The sequence below is a fragment of the Streptomyces sp. DH12 genome (genome assembly GCF_020873895.1).
GTDB lineage: Bacteria > Actinomycetota > Actinomycetes > Streptomycetales > Streptomycetaceae > Streptomyces.
On the sequence record NZ_JAHWGT010000013.1, the window covers coordinates 1 to 22,347 of the forward strand.

The following is a 22,347-nucleotide window of genomic DNA, read 5'->3' on the forward strand; positions in this document are numbered from 1 at the left end:
GGTGGGGGCGGGGCCGGTGGGGGCGGGTGCCGCCGCGCCGGGCATACCGGGCACGGCTCCCGCGCCGGGCGCCGCCGCGCCCGGCGGGCCGTGCACCCGGGCCGGGTCCGGCGCGGGGGCCGGGGACAGCAGCTCGGCGTGGAGGGCGCGAAGCTGCGGGCCCGGGTCGGTGCCGAGCCGCTCGGCGAGGTCGCGGCGGACCGCCTCGTACGCGGCGAGGGCCGCGGCGGGGCGGCCCGCGGCGCGCAGGGCGCGGATCCGCAGGGCGTGCAGGGGCTCGTCGAGCGGGGTGGCGGCGCACAGGGCGGCCAGCTCCGGCAGCGCCTCCTCGGCGCGGCCCAGCGCCGCCAGCGCCGCGAGGCGGCCGCGGACGGCGGTGCCGCGGCGGGCGGCCCAGCGTTCCGCCTCCGCCGCCCGGCCGGGCAGGTCGGCCAGGACCGGGTCCCGCCACAGGCCGAGCGCCTCGTCCAGCACGTGCAGCGCCTTGGCCGCGTCGCCGGCGTCCAGGAAGCGGGCGCCGTCCGCCACGAGCCGCTCGAACCGGTGCGCGTCCACGTCGTCAGCGGCGGCGTCCAGCCGGTACCCGCCGGCCGCCGACACCACCGCGCCGGCGCCGAGGGCCCGGCGCAGCCGGCCGACCAGCGCCTGCAGGGCGGCCACGGCGTCGGCGGGCGGCTCGTCGCCGTGCCACACCTCGTCGACGAGGAGCCCGACCGGCACGGTCCGCCCGGGGCGCAGCGCGAGGACGGTGAGCAGCGCGCGCAGCCGCGCCCCGCCGACCGGGACGGGTGCGCCGTCCGCGCGGTGGACCTGCGTGGGGCCGAGTACGGAGATGTGCACGGGCCCATTCTGCGCGACGCGGGGTACGGTCGACGCCCCGGCCGAGGAGGGTCCGCCATGTCAACCGCCGTCTCGCGCCGCCGCGGTGGCGACCGCGCGGTCAGCCCGGTCTTCCTCGCCGTCGCCGGCGTGACGGCCGCCGCCGGCTGGGCGGTGTGGGCCGGGGCCGGGCCCGCCTCGGGCGGCGTGGGGCGGGGCGCGGCCGTGTTCCTCGCCGTCACCGGCGCCTGGGTGGTCTCCCTCTGCCTGCACGAGTACGCGCACGCCCGGACCGCGCTGCACGCGGGGGACGTGTCCGTGGCGGCCAAGGGCTATCTGACGCTCGACCCGCTGCGGTACGCGCACCCGGTGCTCAGCGTGCTGCTGCCGGTGCTGTTCCTGGTGATGGGCGGCATCGGCCTGCCGGGCGGCGCCGTCCACGTCGAGCGCCACCGCATCCCGGGGCGGCTGCGGCGCAGCCTCGTGTCGGCGGCGGGGCCGCTGGCGAACGTCCTGCTCGCCGCCGTGTGCACCGCGCCGTTCTGGCTGGGCGCCCTCGACGGGGTGCCGGGCGTCTTCCGGGCCGCCCTCGCGTTCGTCGCGCTGCTCCAGGTCACGGCGGCGCTGTTGAACGCCCTGCCGGTGCCGGGCCTGGACGGGTACGGGGTGCTGGAGCCGTGGCTGTCGGAGCGGGCGCGGCGGGCGGTCGAGCCGTTCGCGCCGTACGGGCTGCTCGCGGTGGTCGTCCTGCTGTTCGCGCCGGAGGTGAACCAGGTGTTCTTCGGCCTGGTCCACGGGGTGCTCGGCGCGCTCGGCGTGGGCTCGGGGGAGGCGTCCTGCGGGCTGGACCTCTACCGCTTCTGGCAGGAGCCGGGCGCGGTCTGCGGTCTGGTGCCGGGGGTCAGCGGGTGACCTGGCGGGAGCGGCGCCAGTAGTACCAGCTCATGTTGGAGGAGACGCCGGCCAGCAGCACCCACACGATGCCGAGCCAGCTGCCCTGGACGAACGAGACCACGGCGGCCGCGGCGGCGAGGACGCACACGACAAGCGTGTAGAGGGCGAGGCGGGGCATGGGGGACGGCTCCTGTCCGGTGGGGGTGACGGTGCCCGTCCAGTGTCCCCCATGGCCGCGGCCGCCCGCCGCGCGGGCGCGCTGGGCGCCCGCCCGGCGGTGCCGCACGAGCGTGCCGTCCGGCGCCGCTCAGGCGCCGGGCGCGCCGTCGACGTCGGTGACGCGCAGCCCCGCGTGGGCCTTGTAGCGGCGGTTGACGGAGATCAGGTTCGCGACGAGCGACTCCACCTGGTGGGCGTTGCGCAGCCGGCCCGCGTAGACGCCCCGCATGCCGGGGATGCGGGCGGCGAGCGCCTGCACGAGGTCGGTGTCGGCGCGCTTGTCGCCGAGGACCATCACGTCGGTGTCGATCTCCTCGACCGCCTCGTCCCGCAGCAGCACCGCCGACAGGTGGTGGAAGGCCGCCGTCACCCGCGACTCCGGCAGCAGCAGCGCGGCCTGCTGGGCGGCGCTGCCCTCCTCCGGCGTGAGGGCGTAGGCGCCCTGCTTGTCGAAGCCGAGCGGGTTGACGCAGTCGACGACGAGCTTGCCGCGCAGCTCCTCGCGCAGCTCGCGCAGGGTCGCCGCGTGGCCCTCCCACGGCACGGCGACGATCACGATGTCGCTGCGGCGGGCGCACTCGGCGTTGTCGGCGCCCTCGACGCCGAGGCCGAGCGCGGCGGCGGCCTCGCGGGCGCGGTCGGCGGCGCGCGAGCCCAGGACCACCTGCTGCCCGGCGCGGGCCAGCCGGTAGGCGAGGCCGCGGCCCTGGTCGCCGGTGCCGCCGAGGACGCCGACGACGAGGCCCGTCACGTCGGGCAGCTCCCAGGGGTCCCGGGCCTTCTTGGTCTCCGTCTCAGTCATGGGGCCGACACTACGTGCCACCACGCCCGTACGGGTGACAGGGCCGCGGTGGCCGCGCGCCGGGCCGGCCGCCGGGGCAGGATGCGGCGCCATGGATGCCGTACGGGTCGCCCTGCTCCGCGAAGTGCTGGCCGGGACCGCGTGGCCGGCCGCCGCGCGCTCCTTCGCGGGGGCGCTGCGGTCGTCGGTCGTGCCGCAGGGCGGTGGGCTGCTGCTGGTGGGCACGGCCTCGTACGAGCCGTGGCACCTGGCCGCGCACCTGGTGGACGAGGCGATGTGGTCGGGGCGGCCCGAGCTGGCGCCCACCCTCGTGCGGCACCGGGTGGGCCCTGCCGACCCGGCGCACCTGTCGGTCGGGCCGGGGCGGCTGGAGGCGGCGGGCCGGGGGGCGACGCTGCTGCTGGTGGCGCCGGACCGGCCGGACGCCGGCCTGCTGGAGCGGGTCCACGACGCGCGGCGGGCGGGCGCGACGGTGCTGTCCCTGGACGGCGGGGTGCCGGAGGTGCAGGGCCTGGCGCACGAGTGCCTGACGGTCGACCCGGAGCGGTCGGGCGGGGTGGACCTGGACACCGTGCAGCACCTGGTGAGCGCGGCGGCCGGCGAGAACAGCCTGCCCTCGCCCCGGGGCCGCCGCACCCGGTTCCGCGACCGGCTGTCCCGCCTCGCCGACCACCTGACCTCCCCGCCGCCCGAGCGCTGGTGAAAACGGCTTGCGGGGGCCGGCGGCCGGGGCGCAGCATGGCGCCCCGTGACCCCGAAGCCGTCCGCCCTGCTCCCCGACCTGGCCCCGTGGCGCTCCTCCCGGGACTTCCGCCTCCTGTGGGTGCAGGGCCTCGTCGCGTACTTCGGCAGCTTCACCGCGATGGTCGCGCTGCCGCTGCAGATCAAGGACCTCACGGACTCGCCGCTGGCGGTCGGAGCGATGGGCGCGGTCGAGCTGGTGCCGCTGGTGGTGTGCGGCCTCTACGGGGGCGCGCTGGCGGACGCGGTGGACCGGCGGCGGGTGATCCTGCTGACCGAGGCGGCCCTCGGGCTGCTCGCCGTGGTGCTGCTCCTCAACGCGCTCGCGCCCCGGCCGACGCTGTGGCCGCTGTACGTGGTCGCGGCGGGCGTCTCCGCCATGGCCGGGCTCCAGCGGCCCGCGCTGGACTCGCTGATGGCCCGGATCGTGCCGCACGACCAGCTCCCGGCGGCCGCCGCGCTCAACGCGCTGCGCTGGCAGCTCGGCGCCATCGCGGGCCCGGCCCTCGCCGGGCTCGTCGTGGCGTACGCGGGCCACGGGGCGGCGTACGCCACGACCGTGTGCTGCTTCGCCGTCTCGGTGGTGCTGTGCCTGCGCCTGTCGCCGGCCCCGCCCGCGCGGGGCTCGGCGAAGCCGTCCCTGCGGGGGATCGCGGAGGGCGCGCGGTACGCCTGGTCGCGGCCGGTGCTGCTCGGCACGTACGCCGTCGACCTGGCCGCGATGCTGCTCGCCTTCCCGCACACGCTGTTCCCGTTCCTCGCCGACGAGCTGGACGCCGAGTGGTCGCTGGGGCTGATGTACGCGGCGGGGTCCGTGGGGTCGGTGCTGCTCAGCCTGACGAGCGGCTGGACGTCGCGGGTGCGGCGGCACGGGCTGATGGTGGTGGTCGGCGCCGGCGGGTGGGGGCTGGCCGTGGCGGCCGCGGGGTGGCTGGAGAACGTGTGGCTGGTCCTGGTGGCGCTGGCGTTCGCGGGCGCGGGCGACATGCTGAGCGGGCTGGGCCGGTCGACGATCTGGAACCAGACGATCCCGGACGAGCTGCGGGGGCGGCTGGCGGGCATCGAGGTGCTGTCGTACAGCGTGGGCCCGCAGCTGGGCCAGGTCCGGGCGGGCGCGATGGCCGGGTGGACCGGGACGCGGCCCGCCGTCTGGGGCGGCGGCGTGGCGTGCGTGGCGGCGGTGGCGGTGCTGGCGGCGGCGCTGCCGAAGCTGGTCACGTACGACGCGACGACCGACGAGGACGCCCGGCGCCGCCGCGAGGCCGCCGCGTAGGCGCGGCGGACGGCGGACGGCGGCGGGCGGCCGGAGGCGGGTGCCGGGCGGGGGGCCGGAGGCGGGTGCCGGGCGGGGGGCCGGAGGCGGGTGCCGGGCGGGGGGCCGGAGGCGGGTGCCGGGCGGGGGGCCGGGGGTCAGCCCTCCCGGTCCGGGGCGGACGCCCCCGTGCCGCCGTCGTGCCAGCGGGGGTCGTTCTCCCACTCCAGGTCGCGCTCCCGGGCGGTCTCCATCGCGCGGTCCGCCTCCTGCCGGGTCGGGTAGGGACCGAACCGGTCCTTGGCCGGGCACTCGGGCCCCTCCTCGACCTTGCCGTGCCGGAGGCAGTAGAACCACTCGCCCGGCTTGCCCGCCGTGCGCTTCTTGAACAGGGCCATGTCCCGCTCCTTCCTCTGTCGCCATGGTGCCCCCGCGGGCCCTGGTTAGACTCGCTGGCATGTCTGGCCAGTCGCTGCTCGTCCCAGGGGAGCTCTCCCCCACCCGTTCCGTCCCCGGATCCATCCGCCGCCCCGAGTACGTCGGGAAGCCGGCGCCGGCGCCGTACGACGGCCCCGAGGTCCAGGACTCCGACACCGTCGAGCGGATGCGCCTCGCCGGCTCCATCGCCGCGCGGGCGATGGAGGAGGCCGCGAAGCACATCGCGCCGGGCGTCACCACCGACGAGCTGGACCGCGTCGCGCACGAGTACATGTGCGACCACGGCGCCTACCCGTCGACCCTCGGCTACCGGGGCTTCCCCAAGTCCCTGTGCGCCTCCGTCAACGAGGTCATCTGCCACGGCATCCCGGACTCGACCGTGCTGCGCGACGGCGACATCGTCAACCTCGACGTCACCGCGTACATCCACGGCGTCCACGGCGACAACAACGCCACCTACCTGTGCGGGGACGTGGACGAGGAGTCGCGGCTGCTCGTCGAGCGGACCCGCGAGTCCCTGAACCGCGCGATCAAGGCGGTCCGGCCGGGCCGGCAGATCAACGTCATCGGCCGGGTCATCGAGTCGTACGCCAAGCGCTTCGGCTACGGCGTCGTGCGGGACTTCACCGGGCACGGCATCAGCACCTCGTTCCACTCCGGCCTCATCGTCCCGCACTACGACGCCCCGCACGCGACGACCGTGATGCAGCCGGGCATGACCTTCACGATCGAGCCGATGCTCACCCTCGGCACCCACGAGTACGACATGTGGGACGACGGCTGGACGGTCGTGACGAAGGACCGCAGGCGGACCGCCCAGTTCGAGCACACGCTCGTGGTGACGGAGAGCGGCGCCGACATCCTCACGTTGCCCTGACGCCGCCGAGGGGTACCGTTTTACCGACAGGACGTCGGAAAGCGTTGACTTAGGTGACCCTAAGCAGGAGGATCGGCGGCGGTGGCAGCGGGCCGCGCACGGCGCGCGTCCGGCCGTCACCACCCCGCTCGTCCGTCACGCCGACGCACCCCTCGGTCCCGGAGGCCCGCCTTGGACGCCAGCGCCACCGCTCCCGCCACCCCGTTCTCGACGCTCATCCGCACCGCGTCGCACGCGGCGCACACGGAGGCCGAGACCTCCTCCTTCATGGGCGACATGCTCGGCGGCCGGCTGGGGGTGGACGCCTTCGCCCGCTACACCGAGCAGCTGTGGTTCGTGTACCGGGCGCTGGAGGCGGGCGCCGCCGGCCTCGCGGACGACCCCGTCGCCGGGCCGTTCGTCCGGCGCGAGCTGTTCCGGACGCCGGCGCTGGAGCGGGATCTCGCCCACCTGCTGGGCGCCGACTGGCGGGAGCGCGCCTCGGCCCTGCCGGCCACCGCCGCGTACGCCGCCCGCGTCGAGGAGTGCGCCCGCACCTGGCCCGCGGGGTACGTCGCCCACCACTACACGCGCTACCTCGGGGACCTCTCCGGCGGGCAGGTCATCCGCGACCGGGCCGAGCGCGCGTGGGGCTTCGCGCGCAAGGGCGACGGCGTCCGCTTCTACGTCTTCGACGGCATCGGCAGCCCCGCCGCCTTCAAGCGCGACTACCGCGACCTGCTGGACCGGGTGAACGCCGACGACCTGGAGCGGCAGCGGATCGTCGACGAGTGCAAGCGGGCCTTCGCCCACAACACCGCCGTCTTCCGCGAGCTGGCCGGGGAGTTCCCGCTCAGCGCCTGAGCGGGGGCGCTCAGGCGCCGATCCGGCGGACCCGGCCGCCCAGTTCGACCACGCCGTCGGGGCCCGGGGCCGTCACGATCTGCGCCCCGGCGTCCTGGAGGATGTTGAGGGCGCGGCCGAGCCGGGCGGTGAGGTGCAGCGCGCCGGCGGCCCCGGCCCCGGCCCCGTCTGCTTGTCCGCCCTCGCCGCACCCGGCGAAGGCGCGGGCGCGCACGCGGCCCGCGGCCTCCTCCTCCCACGCCCAGGCGTAGACCGTCGCCCCGGGCCCGCCCGGCGACCCGCCGGGGGCTTCGGGGCCGCCGGGCCCGCCCGGCGGCGGCGCGTCGAGCGCTTCGACCTCCGCCGCCGACGCGTACCGGCGCAGCTCGCAGGGCGGCGCCCACTCGGGGCGGGCCTCGATCCAGGTGAACTCCCCGTCGTGGCGGGCCCACACCTCGCCGACGGGGAGGTCGAGGACCTCCAGATCCAGCAGCCAGGCGGCGCCGAGGACCGGATGGGCGTCGAAGGGCAGGCGGGCGCCGGGCGCGTGGATGTCGAGGACGCCCCGCTCCGGGTCGTCGACGAACACCGTGCCGGGGTGGCCCAGTTCCCGGGCGAGGACCTGACGCGTCACCGCGTCGGGGTGGGCGCGGCCCTCCCGTACGACGCCGAGCCGGTTGCCGTGCCGCCCGTCGGGGCCGCAGAAGACCGCCAGGACGTCGTGTGCCGTGTTCACCGGGGCATTCAAACACGGCGCCGGGCCGCGCGGCCGGGACGGCGGGACGCCGCCGCGTGACCCTGCCGGTCGGTGGGGCGGCCGCCGCTCGCTACCGTGTGCGGACGGACCGCCGCCCGCCCCTGCCCACCGGCCGCCCGCCGAACGGCCCACCTGTGGCGTGCGGCTGACGGATGGTCGGGGGACGGGGGTCCGGGCGACGCGGTCGGCGAGCCGGCCCCGGGCGGGCTCCGGCCGGTGACCGACGACGGCGGCCCGCCCGTGTGACGACGACCCGAAAGGCCCCTCCTGTGCTCGGCTCCCATCTGGCAGGGCTCCGCGGCGGCCTGGAAACCGCCCTGCTCCTCGGCCTGTTCGCCGTCTGGCTCCCCCGCACCGCACGCGCCGCCCGCGCCGCACCGGACGGGATGGAGTGGCGGGACGGGGTCGGTGGGCGGTCGCGGGCGCTGTGGCGCGGCGCCGCCGCCGGGGCGGTGGCGGCCTCGGCCCTCGGCGCCGCGCTGGAGTTCGGCCCGCTGGCGTTGACGCCCACGGCGTGGCGGGTCGTCTCGGGCGTCCCGTCCGTGGCCGCTGTCGTGTGCCTGGCGCTGGCGGTGCTGCGGCCGGACCGGGCGCGCCCCGGGTTCGTGGCGGCCACCGCGTTCCTCGTGGTGGCGCGGGAGGGCCTGGCGACGGCGGTGTTCGTGTGGGCGACGGTGTCGGCCGCCCGTGACGAGGCCGGGTCGGCGGGCCCGCTGGGCATGGTGCTGCTGGGCCTGGCGGTCGCTGCGCTCCTGGGCTGGGCGGTCCACACCGGCGTACGGTGCCTGCCGCCGAGGCGCTCGGCCGCCTGGGCGGGCGGTGCGCTGCTGGTGGTGGCGGCCGGGGTGCTGGCGCAGGGGGTGCGGGAGCTGGAGGACGCGGTGGCGCCGGGCGGCGCCCTGCCGGGCCGGGCGTTCGACCTGGGCGGCGCCGTGTCGCCGGACCGCTGGCCGGGGGCGCTGCTGGAGGGCGTGTTCGGGGTGCGGCCGGACCCGTCGGTGCTCCAGGTCGCGGTGTGGGCGCTGTTCCTGGTCCCGGCGTTCGTCCGCGCACCGGCCCCGGTAGGGTTCGGTCGGTCGTTGCCGGTCGGGGTCGAGGAGCAGAAGAGAACCGATGCGAGGGCTGGTGGAGGGGCTGGGCCGGGCGCGGGGCCGCGGGCGGCTCGCCGCGGTGGCGGCGGTGGCGGCGCTGACCCTGGCGGCGAGCGGGTGCGTGACGGTGCACGGCGAGCGGGCGGTGGTCCCGACGGCCACGCCGGATGAGGCGGAACGGGCGCTCGCGGAGTTCACCGCCGCGTACAACGCCGCGGACAAGGCGTACGACCCGTCCCTCGACGCGCACCGGGTGACCGGCTCGCTCGGGGCGATAAACCAGGCCGGGTTGAAGTCCCGCTCGGTGACGCACCCGGGCGGCAACCCGAAGCACAGGCCGCTGGAGCTGTCCGACGTCCGGTTCGCCATCCCGAAGAAGGCCGGCTGGCCCCGCTGGTTCGTCGCGGACGCCGACTCCAACCTGGACACCGACCGGGGCGCCGGCGACGACCGCTGGCTGCTGGTCTTCGTCCGCGAGGGCGCCGACCGGATGTGGGAGGCGTCCCACCTGGCCGTCCTCGCCCCCGGCGACGTCCCCGCCTTCCGCCGGGACGCCGACGGCTGGGCCGAGGCGGCGCCGACGGACGGCACCTCCCTCGCGGCGGTCCCCGCCGACCTGAGCCGGGACTACGCGGCGTATCTGAGGACCGGGGAGCCGAAGGTGTTCGCCGCCGGCCCGCACACCTCCGGGCTGCGGGAGAACCGGGCGAGGATCGCCGACCGGCCGGGGCTGGCGCTCCAGTTCGCCGACCAGGCGCTCGACTCCGGCCCGTTCGCGCCGGTGGGGCTCGTCACCGAGGACGGCGGGGCCCTGGTCTTCTTCTCCTCCCGCTTCCACGAGCGGCGCACGACCGCGAAGGGGTACCGGCCGAAGGTGACCGCGGACGAGAAGCCGCTGCTCAGCGGGGACGTCAGCACCACCCTGACCAAGGAGTGGGTGGCCGGCGTCACGGCCCGGGTCGGACCGGCCGGGGCCGGGGGCGACCGGGTGACGGTGGTCCACCGGATGCAGGGCGTCACGGCCCTGAAGGGCTCCTGACCGCACGCGGGCCCCGCCCGTCCCGCCTCCGCCGGGCCACCCGGTCGCCGGTCGGCGGGACGGGACGGCACGGCGGCGGGCCGCCGGGCCGGCGGGACACCGCCCGAGCCGACCGCCGGGTCAGCGGAGGTCGGCGGGGTCGGCGAATCAGCGGGTCAGCGGGTCAGCGGGTCAGCGGCCAGGCCACCGCGTGGTGGTCGCCGTGCTCGTCGTACCGGTCGGCGTGGCGGGCGCAGGCGTCGGTGAGCGCCTCCAGCAGCGTCAGCGGGTCCGGCAGCGGGTGCTCGGGGCCGCGGATCCACTCCACGGCGCGGTCACCGGGCAGCCGGGCCGGCGGCACCAAGACGTAGCTGCCGCGGCAGTGCCAGCGCAGGCCGGGGTGCTCGTCCATCGTCTCGGGGTGGCAGTCCAGCTCGCACGGCCACCACTCGTCCTCGTCCTCGGGCGTACCGCGCGTGGCCGTGAAGAAGAGCGCCCGGCCGCCGCCGTCCGGCGCGTCCCCGGACTGCGCCACGGGGCCCACCTCGACGCCCTCCGCGAGGAGCCGCTCCAACGCGGCGCGACCGGCCTCCAGCGGAACGTCGAGGACGTCGTGGACCATGCCGGTCGCGGTGATGAAGTTGGCCTGCGGCTGGCCCTGCGCCCACCGTTCGATCTGCTCGGGGTCGGTGGTGGACTGCGTCTGCCAGGCGAAGGAGAGCGGATGGCGGGCGGGCGTCGGACAGCCGATGCGCTCGCACGAGCAGCGGTACCCGACCGGGTGCGCGGCGGGGGCGAGCGGCAGACCGGCGGCGGCCGACGCCAGGAGGAGCTCCTCCCGGCTCGGGGCGTCCTCGGCGGGCTTCCTCGGGCGGCGGCGCAGCCACTGCGCGAGTTTGCTCTCCGTGCCGCGGTAGCGGCCGATACCGTCGCCCATCTATCCCCTCACACCTGAAACTGGCCCCTGTGGTCCCTGCCATGGTCCCACCATCGAGCGCCGCAGGTGACGGGAGTTCCCAACCTGGGGACGGGCGGTGTGAACGGAGGGCCGCCGGACCGCTCGGGTTGCCGGGTTTTGTCGGGGTATGCCCGCCGTTCGTCCGGTGTTCACCGTGAGGAGGTCCACGCGCCGCCGGGGTCTCAGGGGCGGGCGGCGATACCGCGCAGGGCGTGGTCGACGAGTTCGTCGGCGTAGGCGTGCGTGAGGGGCTTGGTGCGCAGCAGCCAGCGGTGGGTCAGCGGGCCGACGAACAGCTCCAGGGCGACGCGCGGATCGACGTCGGGGCGCACGTCCCCGGCGTCCCGGGCGGCGCGCAGCCGCCGCGCGTACAGCTCCAGCTGCGGTTCCAGCAGCCGCTCGACGAAGCGGCCGCCGAGGACGGGGTCCATGACGCACTCGGCGGTGAGGGCGCGGGTGGGCGCCTCGTGGCGGGGGTCGTTCAGCTCGTCGACCGTGGCGCGCAGGACGGTGCGCAGGTCGGCGGCGAGGTCGCCGGTGTCCGGCAGGGCGGCCTCGCCGTCCCCCGCCGCCCGGTCCGCCAGGTCCAGGTAGGCGTCGAACAGGACGGCGGCCTTAGAGGGCCACCAGCGGTAGATCGTCTGCTTGCCGACCCCCGCGCGGGCGGCGATGCCCTCGACGGTCGTGCGGGCGAAACCGACCTCGCCGACGAGGGCGAGGGCCGCGTCGAAGATGGCGCGGCGGGAGCGCTCGCTGCGGCGCGTGGAGTCGGGCGTCCTGCCGGACGCCGCCGGGGTCTCGGCCATGGCAGGAATGTACCAACGCCTCGGAGCGGCACGGTCCGTCTCGCGTGGCGGGAGGGGAATCCGGGCAACCACCCGTACGGTCCGATGCGCGGGAGGCTCCGGACGGCGCACCATGGCGGTGCACGCACACCGCGTGCGCCGGCCGTTCGTGAGGAGCCTTCTTTGCCTCGTGACGCATCACCTCGCCGTTACCTGATGTGCCCACCCGCGCACTTCAAGGTGACGTACTCCATCAACCCGTGGATGGACCCGGCGAAACCGGTCGACCTGCCGCTCGCCCTGGCGCAGTGGGAGGACCTGCGGGACCGCTACCGCGCTCTCGGTCACACCGTCGACCTGCTTCAGCCGCGCCCGGACCTGCCCGACATGGTGTTCGCCGCGAACGGCGCCACCGTGGTCGACGGGCGGGTGCTGGGGGCGCGCTTCCTCTACCCCGAGCGGACGGCCGAGGCGCAGGCCCACCGCGACTGGTTCCGCGCCCACGGCTTCACGGACGTCCACGAGCCCGAGCACGTCAACGAGGGCGAGGGGGACTTCGCGGTCACGGCCTCGTACCTGCTGGCCGGGCGGGGCTTCCGCTCGACCTCCCTGGCGGGCGACGAGGCGCAGGAGTTCTTCGGCCGGCCGGTGATCGGCCTGGACCTGGTGGACCCGCGCTACTACCACCTGGACACGGCGCTGTGCGTCCTGGACGACGCGGCCGACGAGATCATGTACTACCCGGGCGCCTTCTCCCCCGGCAGCCGCGCGGTCCTGGCGCGCCTCTTCCCCGACGCGCTGGTCGCCGAGGAGGCGGACGCGGCGGCGCTGGGGCTGAACGCCGTGAGCGACGGCCGGCACGTGGTGTTGCCGCAGGCGGCCGTCGGGCTCTTCGAGCCGCTGCGGCGGCGCGGTTTCGAGCCGGTCGGGATCGACCTGGGCGAGCTGCTCAAGGGCGGGGGCAGTGTGAAGTGCTGTACGCAGGAGCTGCGGGGGGCGCCGCCCGGCGCGCGCTGACCGCGGCGCGTCCCCGGCTGCCTCCGGGGGCGGCCTGCCGGCCGACTTCCGGCCGGCAGCGGGGTCCCGGGCCCCCGGGGCGGCGGCGCCACCGCCGCCCCGGGCGGCGTGCGGGACGCCTCAGTCGTCGAGGACGATGCGGAAGGTGGCGATGTCGCCGTGCAGGACGACGGTGGCCTCGCCCTCCGCGTCCGCGTAGGCGCCGGTGCCGCCGGTGACGGCCGCGGGCGCGGTGTGCGGGCCCTTGCCGTAGCGGTCCATCGTCTCGGTGAGGCTGAGGTGACCGGCGTCGGTGCGCAGCACGCGCGAGCACTGCGTGACGTGGCCGCGCTGGTTCACCAGGATCGCGGCGCAGTGGGCGGTGGTGTCGCCGATCTTCTTGCCGGGCCGGCCGTCCCGGGCCTTCAGGTGGAGGTGGGCGTAGACGGTCCAGTCGGCGCCCTCGCGCAGCCTCGCGGGCTTGGTGTGGCTCTTGAGGACGGCGACCCACTCGATGGTGCGGGTCGCCTCCTTCGGCTTGGGGGCGGCGTGGGCGGTCGCGGTGACGGGGGCGGTGAGGAGGGCGGCTGCCATGAGCGGCGCCGCCAGTGCGCGTCCAACGAGGCGTGTCATGCCCCCACCCCAGCCCGACGGGGCGGCCCGGGACAACGGACGCGCCGCCCGACCCACCCGGTCGGCAGGTACCCGTCACCCGTCAGGCGGCCGTCCCGCCCCGTCGGACGGGCATCCCACCGTCGGACGGGCGTCCCACCGTCAGGCGGGCCTCCACCGTCAGGCGGGCGGCCAGGCGTCGCCCCACTCCGCGTCGCGGGCCTCCTTGTACCGGGCGCCGTGCCGCTTGGTCACGGTGTCCCGGCGCAGGCCCGCGTCGGTGGCGCACAGGTCGAGCAGGACCTGCCCCTTGCGGATCTGCGGCCTGCGGACCACACGGGCGGCGACCGGCTCCGCGGGGAAGCGCACCGCCGCCACGTAGGCGAACTTCTCGTCCTCGTACGCGAGGGAGCCGCCCTTCACCTGCCGGTGCAGCGACGAGCGGCTGACGCGGGCGGAGAAGTGGCACCAGTCGCTGCCCGGCTCGATCGGGCAGGTCCCGCTGTGCGGGCAGGGCGCGGCCACCCGCAGCCCGGCGGCGACGAGCCGGTCGCGGGCGGCGATGATCCGCTCGTACCCGTCGGGCGTCCCGGGCTCGACGACCACCACGGCGGAAGCGGTCCGGGCGGCCTCGTCGACGAGGGCGGCGCGGTCGGCGGGGGTGAGTTCCTTGAGCACGTAGGAGACGGTGACCAGGTCCGCGGCGTCGAGCCGCAGGGCCGAACCGATCCGCGCGCGGCGCCAGTCGGCGGCGCGCAGCGCGGGCAGCCCGGACGCGTCGGCCAGTTCGCGGCCGAGCGCGAGGGCCGGCTCCGCCCAGTCGAGGACCGTGGTGCGCGGGGCCGCGCCGTCGCCGGCCTCCTCCCACGCCTCGGCGACGGCCCAGGCGGCCGCGCCGGTACCGCCGCCGACGTCGGTGTGCGTGGCGGGCGTCCAGTCGGGGGCGGCGTCGCGCAGCGCGGCGAGCGCGGAGCGCACGGCCTCGAACGTGGCGGGCATCCGGTACGCGGCGTACGCGGCGACGTCCGCGCGGTCCCGCAGGACGGGCGCGTCGGTGGGGGTGGTGCCGCGGTAGTTGGCGATGAGCCGGTCGACGGCCTGCGCCGCCTTGGTCGGCGGCAGCCCGTCGAGCAGCCCGGCGAGGGCGGCGCGCAGGGCGTCCGGGGTGCGGGGGGAGGCGTTCACCGACCCATCGTAGGCGCGCCCGGCGGTCGTGCCGGGCCCGGGGCGGGTCAGCGGGTGCGGGCGGTCTGCTGCCACGGGCGGCACAGCCCGAGGAAGCAGGCGAGCGCGCCCAGCGCGCACACCAGCTGCACCACGGCCATCGGGACGGCCGTGTGCTCGCCCGCGATGCCGACGAGCGGCGAGGCGACGGCGCCGATGAGGAACGAGCACGTGCCCAGCAGCGCCGACGCGGACCCGGCCGCGTGCGGGGTGCGCATCAGCGCCTGGGCGTTGGTGTTGGGCATCGCCAGGCCCATCGCGGACATCAGCACGAACAGGCCCGCCGCGATCGGCACCAGCCCGGGCCGGCCGAAGACGCCGCTGGTCATCAGCAGCAGGGCGAGCGCGGCGAGGACGATCACGCCGAGGCCGACGCCGAGCGCCTTGTCGAGGCTGACCCGGCCGACGAGCAGCTTGCCGTTGATCTGGCCGACCGCGACCAGGCCGATCGAGTTGAGGCCGAAGAGGAGGCTGAACGTCTGGGGCGACGCCCCGTAGATCTCCTGCACGACGAAGGGCGAGGCGGAGATGTACGCGAAGAGCGCGGCGAAGGCGAGGCCGCCGGAGAGCATGTAGCCGGTGAACACCCGGTCGGCGAGGAGTCCGCGCATCGTGCGCAGCGCGGAGCCGACACCGCCGCCGTGCCGCCGCTCGGGCGGCAGCGTCTCGTGCAGCCACCGCCACACGACGAGGGTGAGCAGCAGGCCGACGACGGTCAGCACGTGGAAGACGCCGCGCCAGTCGGTGATCCGCAGGATCTGCCCGCCGATGAGCGGGGCGATGACCGGCGCGACGCCGGAGATCAGCATCAGCGTGGAGAAGAACCGGGCCATCTCCACGCCGTCGTACAGGTCGCGGACCACGGCGCGGGCGATGACGATGCCGGCCGCGCCGGCGAGCCCCTGGGCGAGCCGGAAGGAGATCAGCAGGGCGACGTTCGGCGCGAGCGCGCACGCGGCGGTGGCGAGGACGTACACGACCATGCCGACGAGGAGCGGCCGGCGGCGCCCCCACCGGTCGCTCATCGGCCCGACGACCAGCTGGCCGAGGGCCATGCCGGCGAGGCAGGCGGTGAGGGTGAGCTGGACCGTGGCGGCGGGCGCGCGCAGGGACCCGGTGACCTCCGGCAGGGCCGGGAGGTACATGTCCATGGACAGCGGCGGCAGCGCGGTCAGGCCGCCGAGTACGAGGGTGACGAGGAGTCCGACACGGCGGGCCGCGGCGCCCGCGGGAGTGGCCGGGGCTCCGGCCGGGGGCTTCTCGGCGCCGGCCGTGCTCCGCGCGCCGGCCGGGGCCTCCGCCCCGGCGCCGGTCAGGGCCTCTGTGCCGGTGGGGCGGGCGGTCGGTATGTGTCCTCGGGTGCTCGGGCCGGGCTCCGGCATCTCATCTCCTGTCCTGGGGGGCGCCCCCTATGCTCTCAGCTCGATCAGAGTGGTTTAAACCTCAATCGAGATGGGGCGGGGCGTGGTGCGGGTGTCGGGCAAGGTGCGCTGGGGCGTGCTGGCGACGGGCGGGATCGCGGCGAGGTTCACCCGCGACCTGCTGGAGATGGGCGACCAGGCGGAGGTCGTCGCCGTGGCGTCCCGGTCGGCCGCCTCGGCGGACGCCTTCGCCGAGCGGTTCGGGATACCCCGCGCCCACGGCTCCTGGGCGGGGCTCGCGGCGGACGAGGACGTCGACGTCGTGTACGTGGCGACGCCGCACGCCGCGCACCGGGCCGCGGCGGGGCTGTGCCTGGAGGCGGGCCGGGCGGTGCTGTGCGAGAAGCCGTTCACGTTGAACGCCCGCGAGGGCGCGGAGCTGGTGGCCCTCGCGCGGCGGCGCGGGGTGTTCCTGATGGAGGCCATGTGGATGTACTGCCACCCCCTCGTGCGCCGGCTGGTGGAACTGGTGCGGGACGGCGCGGTCGGCGAGGTGCGCACGGTCCACGCGGACTTCGGCCTGGTCGGCCCCGACGACCCGGGGCACCGGCTGCGCGACCCGGCCGCGGGCGGCGGGGCGCTGCTGGACCTGGGCGTGTACCCGGTGGCGTTCGCGCAGCTGCTGCTCGGCGAACCGGACCGGGTGGCGGCGCGGGCGCTGCTGTCCCCGGAGGGCGTCGACCTGAACACGGGCGTGCTGCTGGGCTGGGACTCGGGGGCGACGGCGCTGCTGTCGTGCTCCGTCGTGGCGGACAGCCCGCAGACGGCGTCGGTGACGGGGACGGCGGGCCGCATCGAGTTCCCGCGCGGCTTCTTCCACCCGGAGGTGTTCACGCTGTTCCGTGACGGCCGGGAGCCGGAGGTGTTCCGGGCGGAGGGCCGGCGGGACTCGATGCGGCACCAGGCGGCGGAGGTCGGGCGCTGCCTGCGGGCCGGTGCGACCCAGTCGCCGCTGGTGCCGCTGGAGGGCACGCTCGCGGTGATGCGGACGCTCGACGCGGTACGGGAGCGCGTCGGCGTCCGCTACCCCGGCGAGTAGCCGCGGGACGGGCGCGCGGGGCGCGCGCGTACGGCCGCGCGCCCGCGCCGGGGACCCCCGCCGGACGGCGCCACCGGGCGCGCCCCCGCCCTACGCGGGCAGCAGGCCGGGCGCGCCCGCCTCCGTCACGAACGACGCGGCCGTCGCGACGGGTGCGCCGGGCGTGGTGACGGCGTCCACCGTCCGGAAGTCCGCCCGCGTCTGCCGCTCGTCGAAGGTGACGCGCAGGTAGCCGCGCCGGCCGTCGTAGAACCTCAGGTGCGGGTTGGCCGCCGTCAGGTCGCCCCAGTTGGCGGGCCGCTCGGCGCCGTTCCTGCCGCTGCTGATCGAGGTGGCGACGAGTTCGGTGCCGACGGTGCGCGAGGCGGGGTCGTCGAAGTCGGCCTTCAGGTCCAGGGCGTACCCGACGTGGACGTCCCCGGTGAGGACGACGAGGTTGTCGGCGCCGGCCGCGCGCGCCCCGTCGAGGAAGCGGCGGCGGGCGGCCGGGTAGCCGTCCCAGGCGTCCATGGACACCTTGTACGCCGGGCCGGGCACGTTCCGCCGCTGCGCGAGGACGACCTGCTGGGGGACGACGTTCCACAGGGCGTCCGAGGTCCGCCACCCGTCCAGCAGCCAGCGCTCCTGCTCGGCCCCCAGCATGGTGCGCGACGGGTCCTGCGACTCCGGCCCCGGGACGCGCCAGCCGTCGCCGTACGCCTGGTCGGAGCGGTACTGGCGGGTGTCGAGCACGTCGAACTGGGCCAGCCGCCCGAAGCGGAGCCTGCGGTGCAGGCGCATGCCGGGGCCGGACGGCCGCTGCGGCCGGCGCAGCGGCTGGTTCTCCCAGTACGCCCGGTACGCGGCGGCGCGGCGCGCGAGGAACTCCTCGGGCGGCACGTCGTTCTCGGGGCGGTCGCCGGCGTAGTTGTTCTCCGTCTCGTGGTCGTCCCACGTGACGACGAAGGGGTGCGCGGCGTGCGCGGCCCGCAGGTCCGGGTCGGTCTTGTAGAGGGCGTAGCGCAGCCGGTAGTCCTCCAGGGTGACCGTCTCCCGGGCGAAGTGGGCCGGGAGGCGGCGGTCGGTGTAGGCGCGGGCGCCGCCGGCGGCGTCGACCGCGTACTCGTAGAGGTAGTCGCCGAGGTGGACGACGGCGGCCAGGTCCGGCTCGTCGGCGAGGTGGCGGTAGGCGGTGAAGTACCCGTCGTGGTACGCCTGGCAGGAGACGGCGCCGATGCGCAGCGAGGCGGGCCGGGAGCCGGGGTGGGGCGCGGTGCGGGTGCGGCCGGGCGGGCTGGTCCAGCCGCCGGCGCGGAAGCGGTAGTGGTACGCGCGGCCCGGTTCGAGGTGCGGCACCTCGACGTGGACGGTGTGGTTCAGCTCCGGGTGGGCGGTGGCCTGGCCGCGCCGGACGACGCGGGTGAAGCGCTCGTCGTGGGCGAGCTCCCACCGGACGGCCACCCGCGCGGCGGGCAGCCCGCCGCCGGGCTCGTAGGGGCGGGGCGCGAGGCGGGTCCACAGCAGGGCGGCGTCCGGCAGCGGGTCGCCCGAGGCGACGCCGAGCGTGAACGGGTCCTCGGTGATCTTCCGGGCGTCGAGTTCGGCGGCCTGGGCGGCGCCGGCGGCGGGGAGGCCGACGGCGAAGGCGAGCGCCGCGGCGGCGCCCGTGCCGGTGAGGAAGCCCCGCCGGCCGACGTGTCGGGCGGCCGCGCGGAACAGGGAGTCGTCGGACGTCATCGCCCCAGTGCACCCCCTCGGATTGTCCGGTACACAACATCCACATGTCGGGCACATGAGGTCCGGGTGCCGGACACTGTCGTACGCTGCGCCCCCATGGACGCTGAGCGGAGGATCGCGGTGGTGACCGGGGCCGGCTCCGGCATCGGCCGGAGCGTGGCGGTGGCCCTGGCGGCGGACGGCTGGTCGCTCGCCCTGGCCGGGCGGCGGCCCGGACCCCTGGCGGAGACGGCGGAGCTGGCAGGCGGCGGCGCCCTGTGCGTGCCCACGGACGTGACGTCCCCGGACGGGGTGGCGGCGCTGTTCGCGGCGGTGCGCGAGCGGTACGGCCGGGTGGACCTGCTGTTCAACAACGCCGGCACGTTCGCCGGGGGCGGCACGCCCGTCGAGGAGCTGGACGCGGCGACCTGGCGGCACGTGGTGGACGTGAACCTCACCGGCGCGTTCCTGTGCGCGCAGGCGGCGTACCGGCAGATGCGGGAGCAGTCGCCGCGGGGCGGCCGCATCATCAACAACGGGTCCGTCTCGGCGCACGTGCCGCGCCCGCACTCGGTGGCGTACACGGCGACGAAGCACGCGGTCACCGGACTGACCAGGTCGCTGGCGCTGGACGGCCGCCCGTACCGGATCGCGTGCGGGCAGATCGACATCGGTAACGCCGCGACCGACATGACCCGCCGCATGGAGGCGGGCATCCTCCAGGCCGACGGGACGCTCGCCGCCGAGCCGGTGATGGACGCCGCGGACGTGGCGCGGACGGTCGTCCACATGGCGTCGCTGCCGCTGGAGGCGAACATCCCGTTCGTGACGGTCATGGCGACCGCGATGCCGTACCTCGGCCGGGGCTGACCCCGCCCCGCCGGCGACGCGGGCCGGTACGGCGGGCGGCGCGCCGGCGACCGCCGACCGGTACGGGAACAAGCAGCCGGGGCGCGCCGGTTGGCACCGGCATGACGACGAGCGACGCCACGGCACCCACGGCACCCGAGGTCCTGCACTACACCGCGTTCTCCGCCGACCCCGGGGGCGGCAACCCCGCCGGGGTCGTGCCGGACGCCTCCGGTCTCGACGACGCCGCGATGCTCGCCGTGGCCGCCCGGCTCGGGTACAGCGAGAGCGCCTTCCTCACCCCGCCCCCCGAGGGGCTGCCCGGCGAACCGGGCCGGGCCTTCACCATCCGCTACTTCAGCCCGCGTGCGGAGGTGCCGTTCTGCGGGCACGCCACCGTGGCGGCGGCCGTCGCGCTGGGCGAGCGGATCGGGCCGGGCGCCCTGCTGTTCGCCACCCCCGTCGGGCCGGTACCCGTGACGGTGACCGAGCGGGACGGCGCGCTGCGCGCCACGCTCACCAGTGTGGAGCCGCACGTCGAGGACGCGGCCGCCGAGGACGTCGCGGAGGCGCTGGCCGCGCTGGACTGGCCGGCCGGGGACCTGGACCCGGCCCTGCCGCCGCGCATCGCCTTCGCGGGCGCCCGGCACCTGGTCCTGGCGGCGGCCACCCGGGAGCGGCTGGCCCGCCTGGCGTACGACTTCGACCGGCTCGCCGCGCTGATGCTGCGGCTGGACCTGACGACCGTGCAGCTGGTGTGGCGGGAGTCGGCGACCGTGTTCCACGTGCGCGACCCGTTCCCGGTGGGCGGCGTCGTCGAGGACCCGGCGACGGGCGCGGCGGCGGCCGCCTTCGGCGCGTACGCCCGCGAGCTGAACCTCGTGCCGGAGGCGGCCGTCCTCACCCTGCACCAGGGCGAGGACCTGGGCAGGCCGGGCGAGTTGACGGTCGAGCTGCGCGCCGGCGACCGCCGGGTACGGGTCTCGGGCACGGGCACCCGCATCTGACCCCGCGGCCCGGACGCGGGCACCCGCATCCGACCCCGCGGCCCGGACGCGGGCCCCGGCGCCCGGGCCCGCGCTCACGCCTGGCCGGTCTCGAACCGGGCGACCTTCCCGTCCTCGACGACGAAGTGCCACTGGGTGCGCATCTCGCCCCAGGTGTCGTTGCGGTAGCGGGCGACCAGGTCCCGCCCGCCGCCCTTCTGCGCCTCGACGTCGAGGTGCCCGCGCGTGGTGAAGATCTCCCGGTCCGTCCACTCCTCCAGGTCCCGGTCCGACCCGTCGTCGGCCATCGTGGCGTCCGCGGTGAGCGCGGCGTGGAAGGCCGCCCGGTCATGGGAGTTGAGCGCGGCGACGAAGGCGCGGACGGCGGGGTCGGTGAGCTTGTCGACGGGGATGGGCACGGGACCTCCGGGGAGACGAAACGGATGTGCGCCCCACCGGATACACCCCGACCACCACCTCCCGCCGGGTGCCACGGGGATGCCTCACCCCCATGGACGACACACGGCGGGCGGCCGGGGCCCCGCGAGGGCGCGGCGTGGGCGACGGGGCCGGGGGGAACAGCGGAACGCCTCCAACCCGGTCGCACCAGACGAAAGGCGCCACCGCGCCTATGGTCAGAAGGCCTCCTCGATGCGCTCGAAGATGTCCGCGGCCGTCTCCCGCTGCCAGGCCGGAAGGTCGGCCCAGTCCGCGACGTATCCGGGCTTCGGGTCCTCGAAGTGCCGGAACATCTGGGCAGTCCAGCAGATCGCGACGAAGCGGCCCTTCTGCTCACGAAGAGAGCCGTGTGGCGTGCCCTTCGCTGACCTTGATGAAGTAGCGAACCTGTCCGTACACCGCCGCGGCGGCCTCGCGCTCCCACTCGGGCGTCTCGTCCCAGAGCGTGACGTAGCCGGGCTTCGGTTCGCCGGGGTGGTGCTTGTTCACACCGGCGATCCACGCCTCGCGGAAGATCCGGCCGTCACTCATGCGCGTGTCCGTCTCGTCATGCGGTGCGCGGAAGCGCCGCGATCCGGTGATCCAGATCAGAGACTCGGTCATCGGTCATGAGTGCGCTGGGAACACCGACTCCCGTAGGCCGCTAATCTGCCTGGAAGGTCCCCCAGCCATAGGAAGCACGATGGACGACGAGCCGCTGTCAGAGTGGGCCGAGCGCCGGGACGCGAAAATCGGCCGCCTTCGAGCCGTGCCGATCGTCTCCGGGGACGGCCCGAGGGCATGGCACCTGCACCCCGACGCTCCGCGTGCCATCGAGCGGTGGAACGGTCACGCCTGAGAGCCGTACGCCTTCGCGACCGACCTCGCGGAGGCCAAGCGCATCCTGTACCCCGACGCCAGTACTCCGCCGATTCCGGCTCCAGGTCCAGCGCGACCACCTCTCGCGCCTGGCACCGGCCGCCATCGCAAGCCTTGAAGCAGTCGATTCAGAGCGTCCCGCGGCTGCCTCATCCACCCCGCACCAGCGCCTCTCACCGCCACAGGATCGCCACACAGCACCGGGAAACACCCCGCGACAGCCATAAGGACTGAATGGCTCTTACTGGGCTGCTGGAGCGCGAAGAGGCCCCCGACCAGGCAAAACACCAGGTCAAGGGCCTCTTCTCAGTAAGCCGACAGACGAGTCGGGCTGTACGCCGGGTTCTGTTCCCCGGGACCTCGCGGTCGTCGGGGTGACGGCCATCCATCTAGGGCCGGCGTTGCCGCCGGCCTCGTGCGGTCTACCCGCGGACTCGGGCGGGCAGCCCTCATACGTCCGCGCAGGGACACCGGGGTGTCCCCTCTTGACCTTGCTCCGGGTGGGGTTTACCGAGCTGCCCAGGTCACCCTGGGCACTGGTGGTCTCTTACACCACCGTTTCACCCTTACCGAGGGCCGAGGCCCCCGGCGGTCTGCTTTCTGTGGCACTGTCCCGCGGGTCACCCCGGGTGGGCGTTACCCACCACCCTGCCCTGTGGAGCCCGGACGTTCCTCGGGAGGACCCTTGGGTCCCCACGCGGCCGTCCGCCCGGCTCGTCTGCCGTGCCGACCATG

23 protein-coding genes, 1 other RNA gene and 2 pseudogenes are annotated in these 22,347 nt (G+C 76.2%); 12 read left to right on the forward strand and 14 right to left on the reverse strand.

The window, feature by feature from the left end; translation table 11 throughout:
- The coding region (locus LPA54_RS13830) for a BTAD domain-containing putative transcriptional regulator (RefSeq protein WP_228977306.1) at positions 1 to 840 on the reverse strand (840 nt) is incomplete at its 3' end.
- A gap of 57 nt (positions 841 to 897) precedes the next feature.
- On the opposite strand from LPA54_RS13830, the gene LPA54_RS13835 reads away from it, so the two are divergent.
- On the forward strand, positions 898 to 1,731 hold the full coding sequence (locus LPA54_RS13835) for a site-2 protease family protein (RefSeq protein ID WP_228977308.1): 834 nt from the start codon (positions 898 to 900) through the stop codon (positions 1,729 to 1,731).
- On the opposite strand, the gene LPA54_RS13840 is transcribed toward LPA54_RS13835, so the two are convergent.
- Entirely contained in the window at positions 1,721 to 1,891 is a 171-nt protein-coding gene (locus tag LPA54_RS13840) for a hypothetical protein (protein ID WP_228977309.1), read from the reverse strand. The two genes, LPA54_RS13835 and LPA54_RS13840, sit on opposite strands and share 11 nt — an antisense overlap.
- A 129-nt stretch (positions 1,892 to 2,020) precedes the next feature.
- On the reverse strand, positions 2,021 to 2,734 hold the full coding sequence (gene npdG, locus LPA54_RS13845; protein WP_228977311.1) for an NADPH-dependent F420 reductase: 714 nt from the start codon (positions 2,732 to 2,734) through the stop codon (positions 2,021 to 2,023).
- Between the two features lie 91 nt (positions 2,735 to 2,825).
- On the opposite strand from npdG, the gene LPA54_RS13850 reads away from it, so the two are divergent.
- Positions 2,826 to 3,437, forward strand: coding sequence for a hypothetical protein (locus LPA54_RS13850; protein ID WP_228977313.1), 612 nt, complete (start codon positions 2,826 to 2,828; stop codon positions 3,435 to 3,437).
- A gap of 45 nt (positions 3,438 to 3,482) precedes the next feature.
- A complete protein-coding gene (locus LPA54_RS13855; protein WP_228977314.1) occupies positions 3,483 to 4,748 on the forward strand; it encodes an MFS transporter in 1,266 nt (421 codons plus the stop codon).
- 137 nt (positions 4,749 to 4,885) lie between these two features.
- On the opposite strand, the gene LPA54_RS13860 is transcribed toward LPA54_RS13855, so the two are convergent.
- Positions 4,886 to 5,125, reverse strand: a complete 240-nt coding sequence (locus LPA54_RS13860) for a hypothetical protein (RefSeq protein WP_228977316.1) — start codon at positions 5,123 to 5,125, stop codon at positions 4,886 to 4,888.
- A 59-nt stretch (positions 5,126 to 5,184) separates the two neighbouring features.
- On the opposite strand from LPA54_RS13860, the gene map reads away from it, so the two are divergent.
- A complete protein-coding gene (map, locus tag LPA54_RS13865) occupies positions 5,185 to 6,042 on the forward strand; it encodes a type I methionyl aminopeptidase (RefSeq protein ID WP_228977318.1) in 858 nt (285 codons plus the stop codon).
- 171 nt (positions 6,043 to 6,213) lie between these two features.
- Positions 6,214 to 6,885 (forward strand): heme oxygenase (biliverdin-producing), encoded by a 672-nt coding sequence (locus LPA54_RS13870; protein ID WP_228977320.1) that lies wholly within the window; start codon positions 6,214 to 6,216, stop codon positions 6,883 to 6,885.
- 10 nt (positions 6,886 to 6,895) lie between these two features.
- Here LPA54_RS13870 and LPA54_RS13875 read toward each other — a convergent pair whose 3' ends face one another.
- Positions 6,896 to 7,600, reverse strand: coding sequence for a PhzF family phenazine biosynthesis protein (locus LPA54_RS13875; protein ID WP_228977322.1), 705 nt, complete (start codon positions 7,598 to 7,600; stop codon positions 6,896 to 6,898).
- A gap of 263 nt (positions 7,601 to 7,863) precedes the next feature.
- On the opposite strand from LPA54_RS13875, the gene LPA54_RS13880 reads away from it, so the two are divergent.
- Both LPA54_RS13880 and LPA54_RS13885 read left to right on the forward strand, forming a co-directional pair.
- Complete coding sequence (locus LPA54_RS13880; protein WP_228977324.1) at positions 7,864 to 8,883, forward strand: FTR1 family protein; 1,020 nt, start codon at positions 7,864 to 7,866, stop codon at positions 8,881 to 8,883.
- A complete protein-coding gene (locus tag LPA54_RS13885; protein ID WP_228977326.1) occupies positions 8,834 to 9,751 on the forward strand; it encodes a hypothetical protein in 918 nt (305 codons plus the stop codon). The genes LPA54_RS13880 and LPA54_RS13885 overlap by 50 nt, the downstream gene beginning before the upstream one ends.
- A 163-nt stretch (positions 9,752 to 9,914) precedes the next feature.
- Here the strand turns inward: LPA54_RS13885 and LPA54_RS13890 are convergent, their stop codons facing one another.
- Positions 9,915 to 10,667 carry a bifunctional DNA primase/polymerase gene (locus tag LPA54_RS13890; protein ID WP_228977328.1) on the reverse strand — a complete coding sequence of 251 codons (753 nt, stop codon included), beginning with the start codon at positions 10,665 to 10,667 and terminating at the stop codon, positions 9,915 to 9,917.
- A 203-nt stretch (positions 10,668 to 10,870) separates the two neighbouring features.
- Positions 10,871 to 11,494, reverse strand: a complete 624-nt coding sequence (locus tag LPA54_RS13895; protein WP_228977330.1) for a TetR/AcrR family transcriptional regulator — start codon at positions 11,492 to 11,494, stop codon at positions 10,871 to 10,873.
- Between the two features lie 84 nt (positions 11,495 to 11,578).
- Here LPA54_RS13895 and ddaH point away from each other — a divergent pair, with 84 nt between their 5' ends.
- Positions 11,579 to 12,490 carry a dimethylargininase gene (ddaH, locus tag LPA54_RS13900; RefSeq protein ID WP_368857862.1) on the forward strand — a complete coding sequence of 304 codons (912 nt, stop codon included), beginning with the start codon at positions 11,579 to 11,581 and terminating at the stop codon, positions 12,488 to 12,490.
- A 120-nt stretch (positions 12,491 to 12,610) separates the two neighbouring features.
- Here the strand turns inward: ddaH and LPA54_RS13905 are convergent, their stop codons facing one another.
- The 3 genes from LPA54_RS13905 to LPA54_RS13915 form a co-directional block, all read right to left on the reverse strand.
- Positions 12,611 to 13,102 carry a hypothetical protein gene (locus LPA54_RS13905; protein WP_228977333.1) on the reverse strand — a complete coding sequence of 164 codons (492 nt, stop codon included), beginning with the start codon at positions 13,100 to 13,102 and terminating at the stop codon, positions 12,611 to 12,613.
- Positions 13,103 to 13,261: 159 nt separating this feature from the next.
- Positions 13,262 to 14,266, reverse strand: a complete 1,005-nt coding sequence (locus LPA54_RS13910; RefSeq protein ID WP_228977336.1) for a small ribosomal subunit Rsm22 family protein — start codon at positions 14,264 to 14,266, stop codon at positions 13,262 to 13,264.
- Between the two features lie 47 nt (positions 14,267 to 14,313).
- Positions 14,314 to 15,687: a multidrug effflux MFS transporter gene (locus LPA54_RS13915; protein WP_228977338.1), complete on the reverse strand. Its 1,374-nt coding sequence runs from the start codon at positions 15,685 to 15,687 to the stop codon at positions 14,314 to 14,316.
- Positions 15,688 to 15,769: 82 nt separating this feature from the next.
- Here LPA54_RS13915 and LPA54_RS13920 point away from each other — a divergent pair, with 82 nt between their 5' ends.
- Complete coding sequence (locus tag LPA54_RS13920; RefSeq protein WP_228977340.1) at positions 15,770 to 16,765, forward strand: Gfo/Idh/MocA family protein; 996 nt, start codon at positions 15,770 to 15,772, stop codon at positions 16,763 to 16,765.
- Positions 16,766 to 16,855: 90 nt separating this feature from the next.
- Here the strand turns inward: LPA54_RS13920 and LPA54_RS13925 are convergent, their stop codons facing one another.
- Positions 16,856 to 18,481 (reverse strand): alkaline phosphatase, encoded by a 1,626-nt coding sequence (locus LPA54_RS13925; protein ID WP_228977343.1) that lies wholly within the window; start codon positions 18,479 to 18,481, stop codon positions 16,856 to 16,858.
- A gap of 96 nt (positions 18,482 to 18,577) precedes the next feature.
- Between LPA54_RS13925 and LPA54_RS13930 the strand changes: the two genes are divergently transcribed.
- Positions 18,578 to 19,330, forward strand: coding sequence for an SDR family oxidoreductase (locus LPA54_RS13930; RefSeq protein ID WP_228977345.1), 753 nt, complete (start codon positions 18,578 to 18,580; stop codon positions 19,328 to 19,330).
- Between the two features lie 101 nt (positions 19,331 to 19,431).
- The gene (locus LPA54_RS13935; RefSeq protein WP_228977347.1) at positions 19,432 to 20,316 is read left to right on the forward strand and encodes a PhzF family phenazine biosynthesis protein; all 885 of its coding nucleotides are present in this window, start codon (positions 19,432 to 19,434) and stop codon (positions 20,314 to 20,316) included.
- A 74-nt stretch (positions 20,317 to 20,390) separates the two neighbouring features.
- Here the strand turns inward: LPA54_RS13935 and LPA54_RS13940 are convergent, their stop codons facing one another.
- Entirely contained in the window at positions 20,391 to 20,714 is a 324-nt protein-coding gene (locus tag LPA54_RS13940) for a nuclear transport factor 2 family protein (protein WP_228977348.1), read from the reverse strand.
- 216 nt (positions 20,715 to 20,930) lie between these two features.
- Positions 20,931 to 21,285 (reverse strand): annotated as a pseudogene (locus LPA54_RS13945) (hypothetical protein).
- Between the two features lie 151 nt (positions 21,286 to 21,436).
- On the opposite strand from LPA54_RS13945, the pseudogene LPA54_RS13950 reads away from it, so the two are divergent.
- Positions 21,437 to 21,730, forward strand: a pseudogene (locus LPA54_RS13950) (DUF6087 family protein).
- Positions 21,731 to 21,930: 200 nt separating this feature from the next.
- Here LPA54_RS13950 and rnpB read toward each other — a convergent pair.
- Positions 21,931 to 22,329: RNase P RNA component class A (gene rnpB / locus LPA54_RS13955), an RNA gene on the reverse strand.
- Between the last annotated feature and the right edge of the window lie 18 nt (positions 22,330 to 22,347).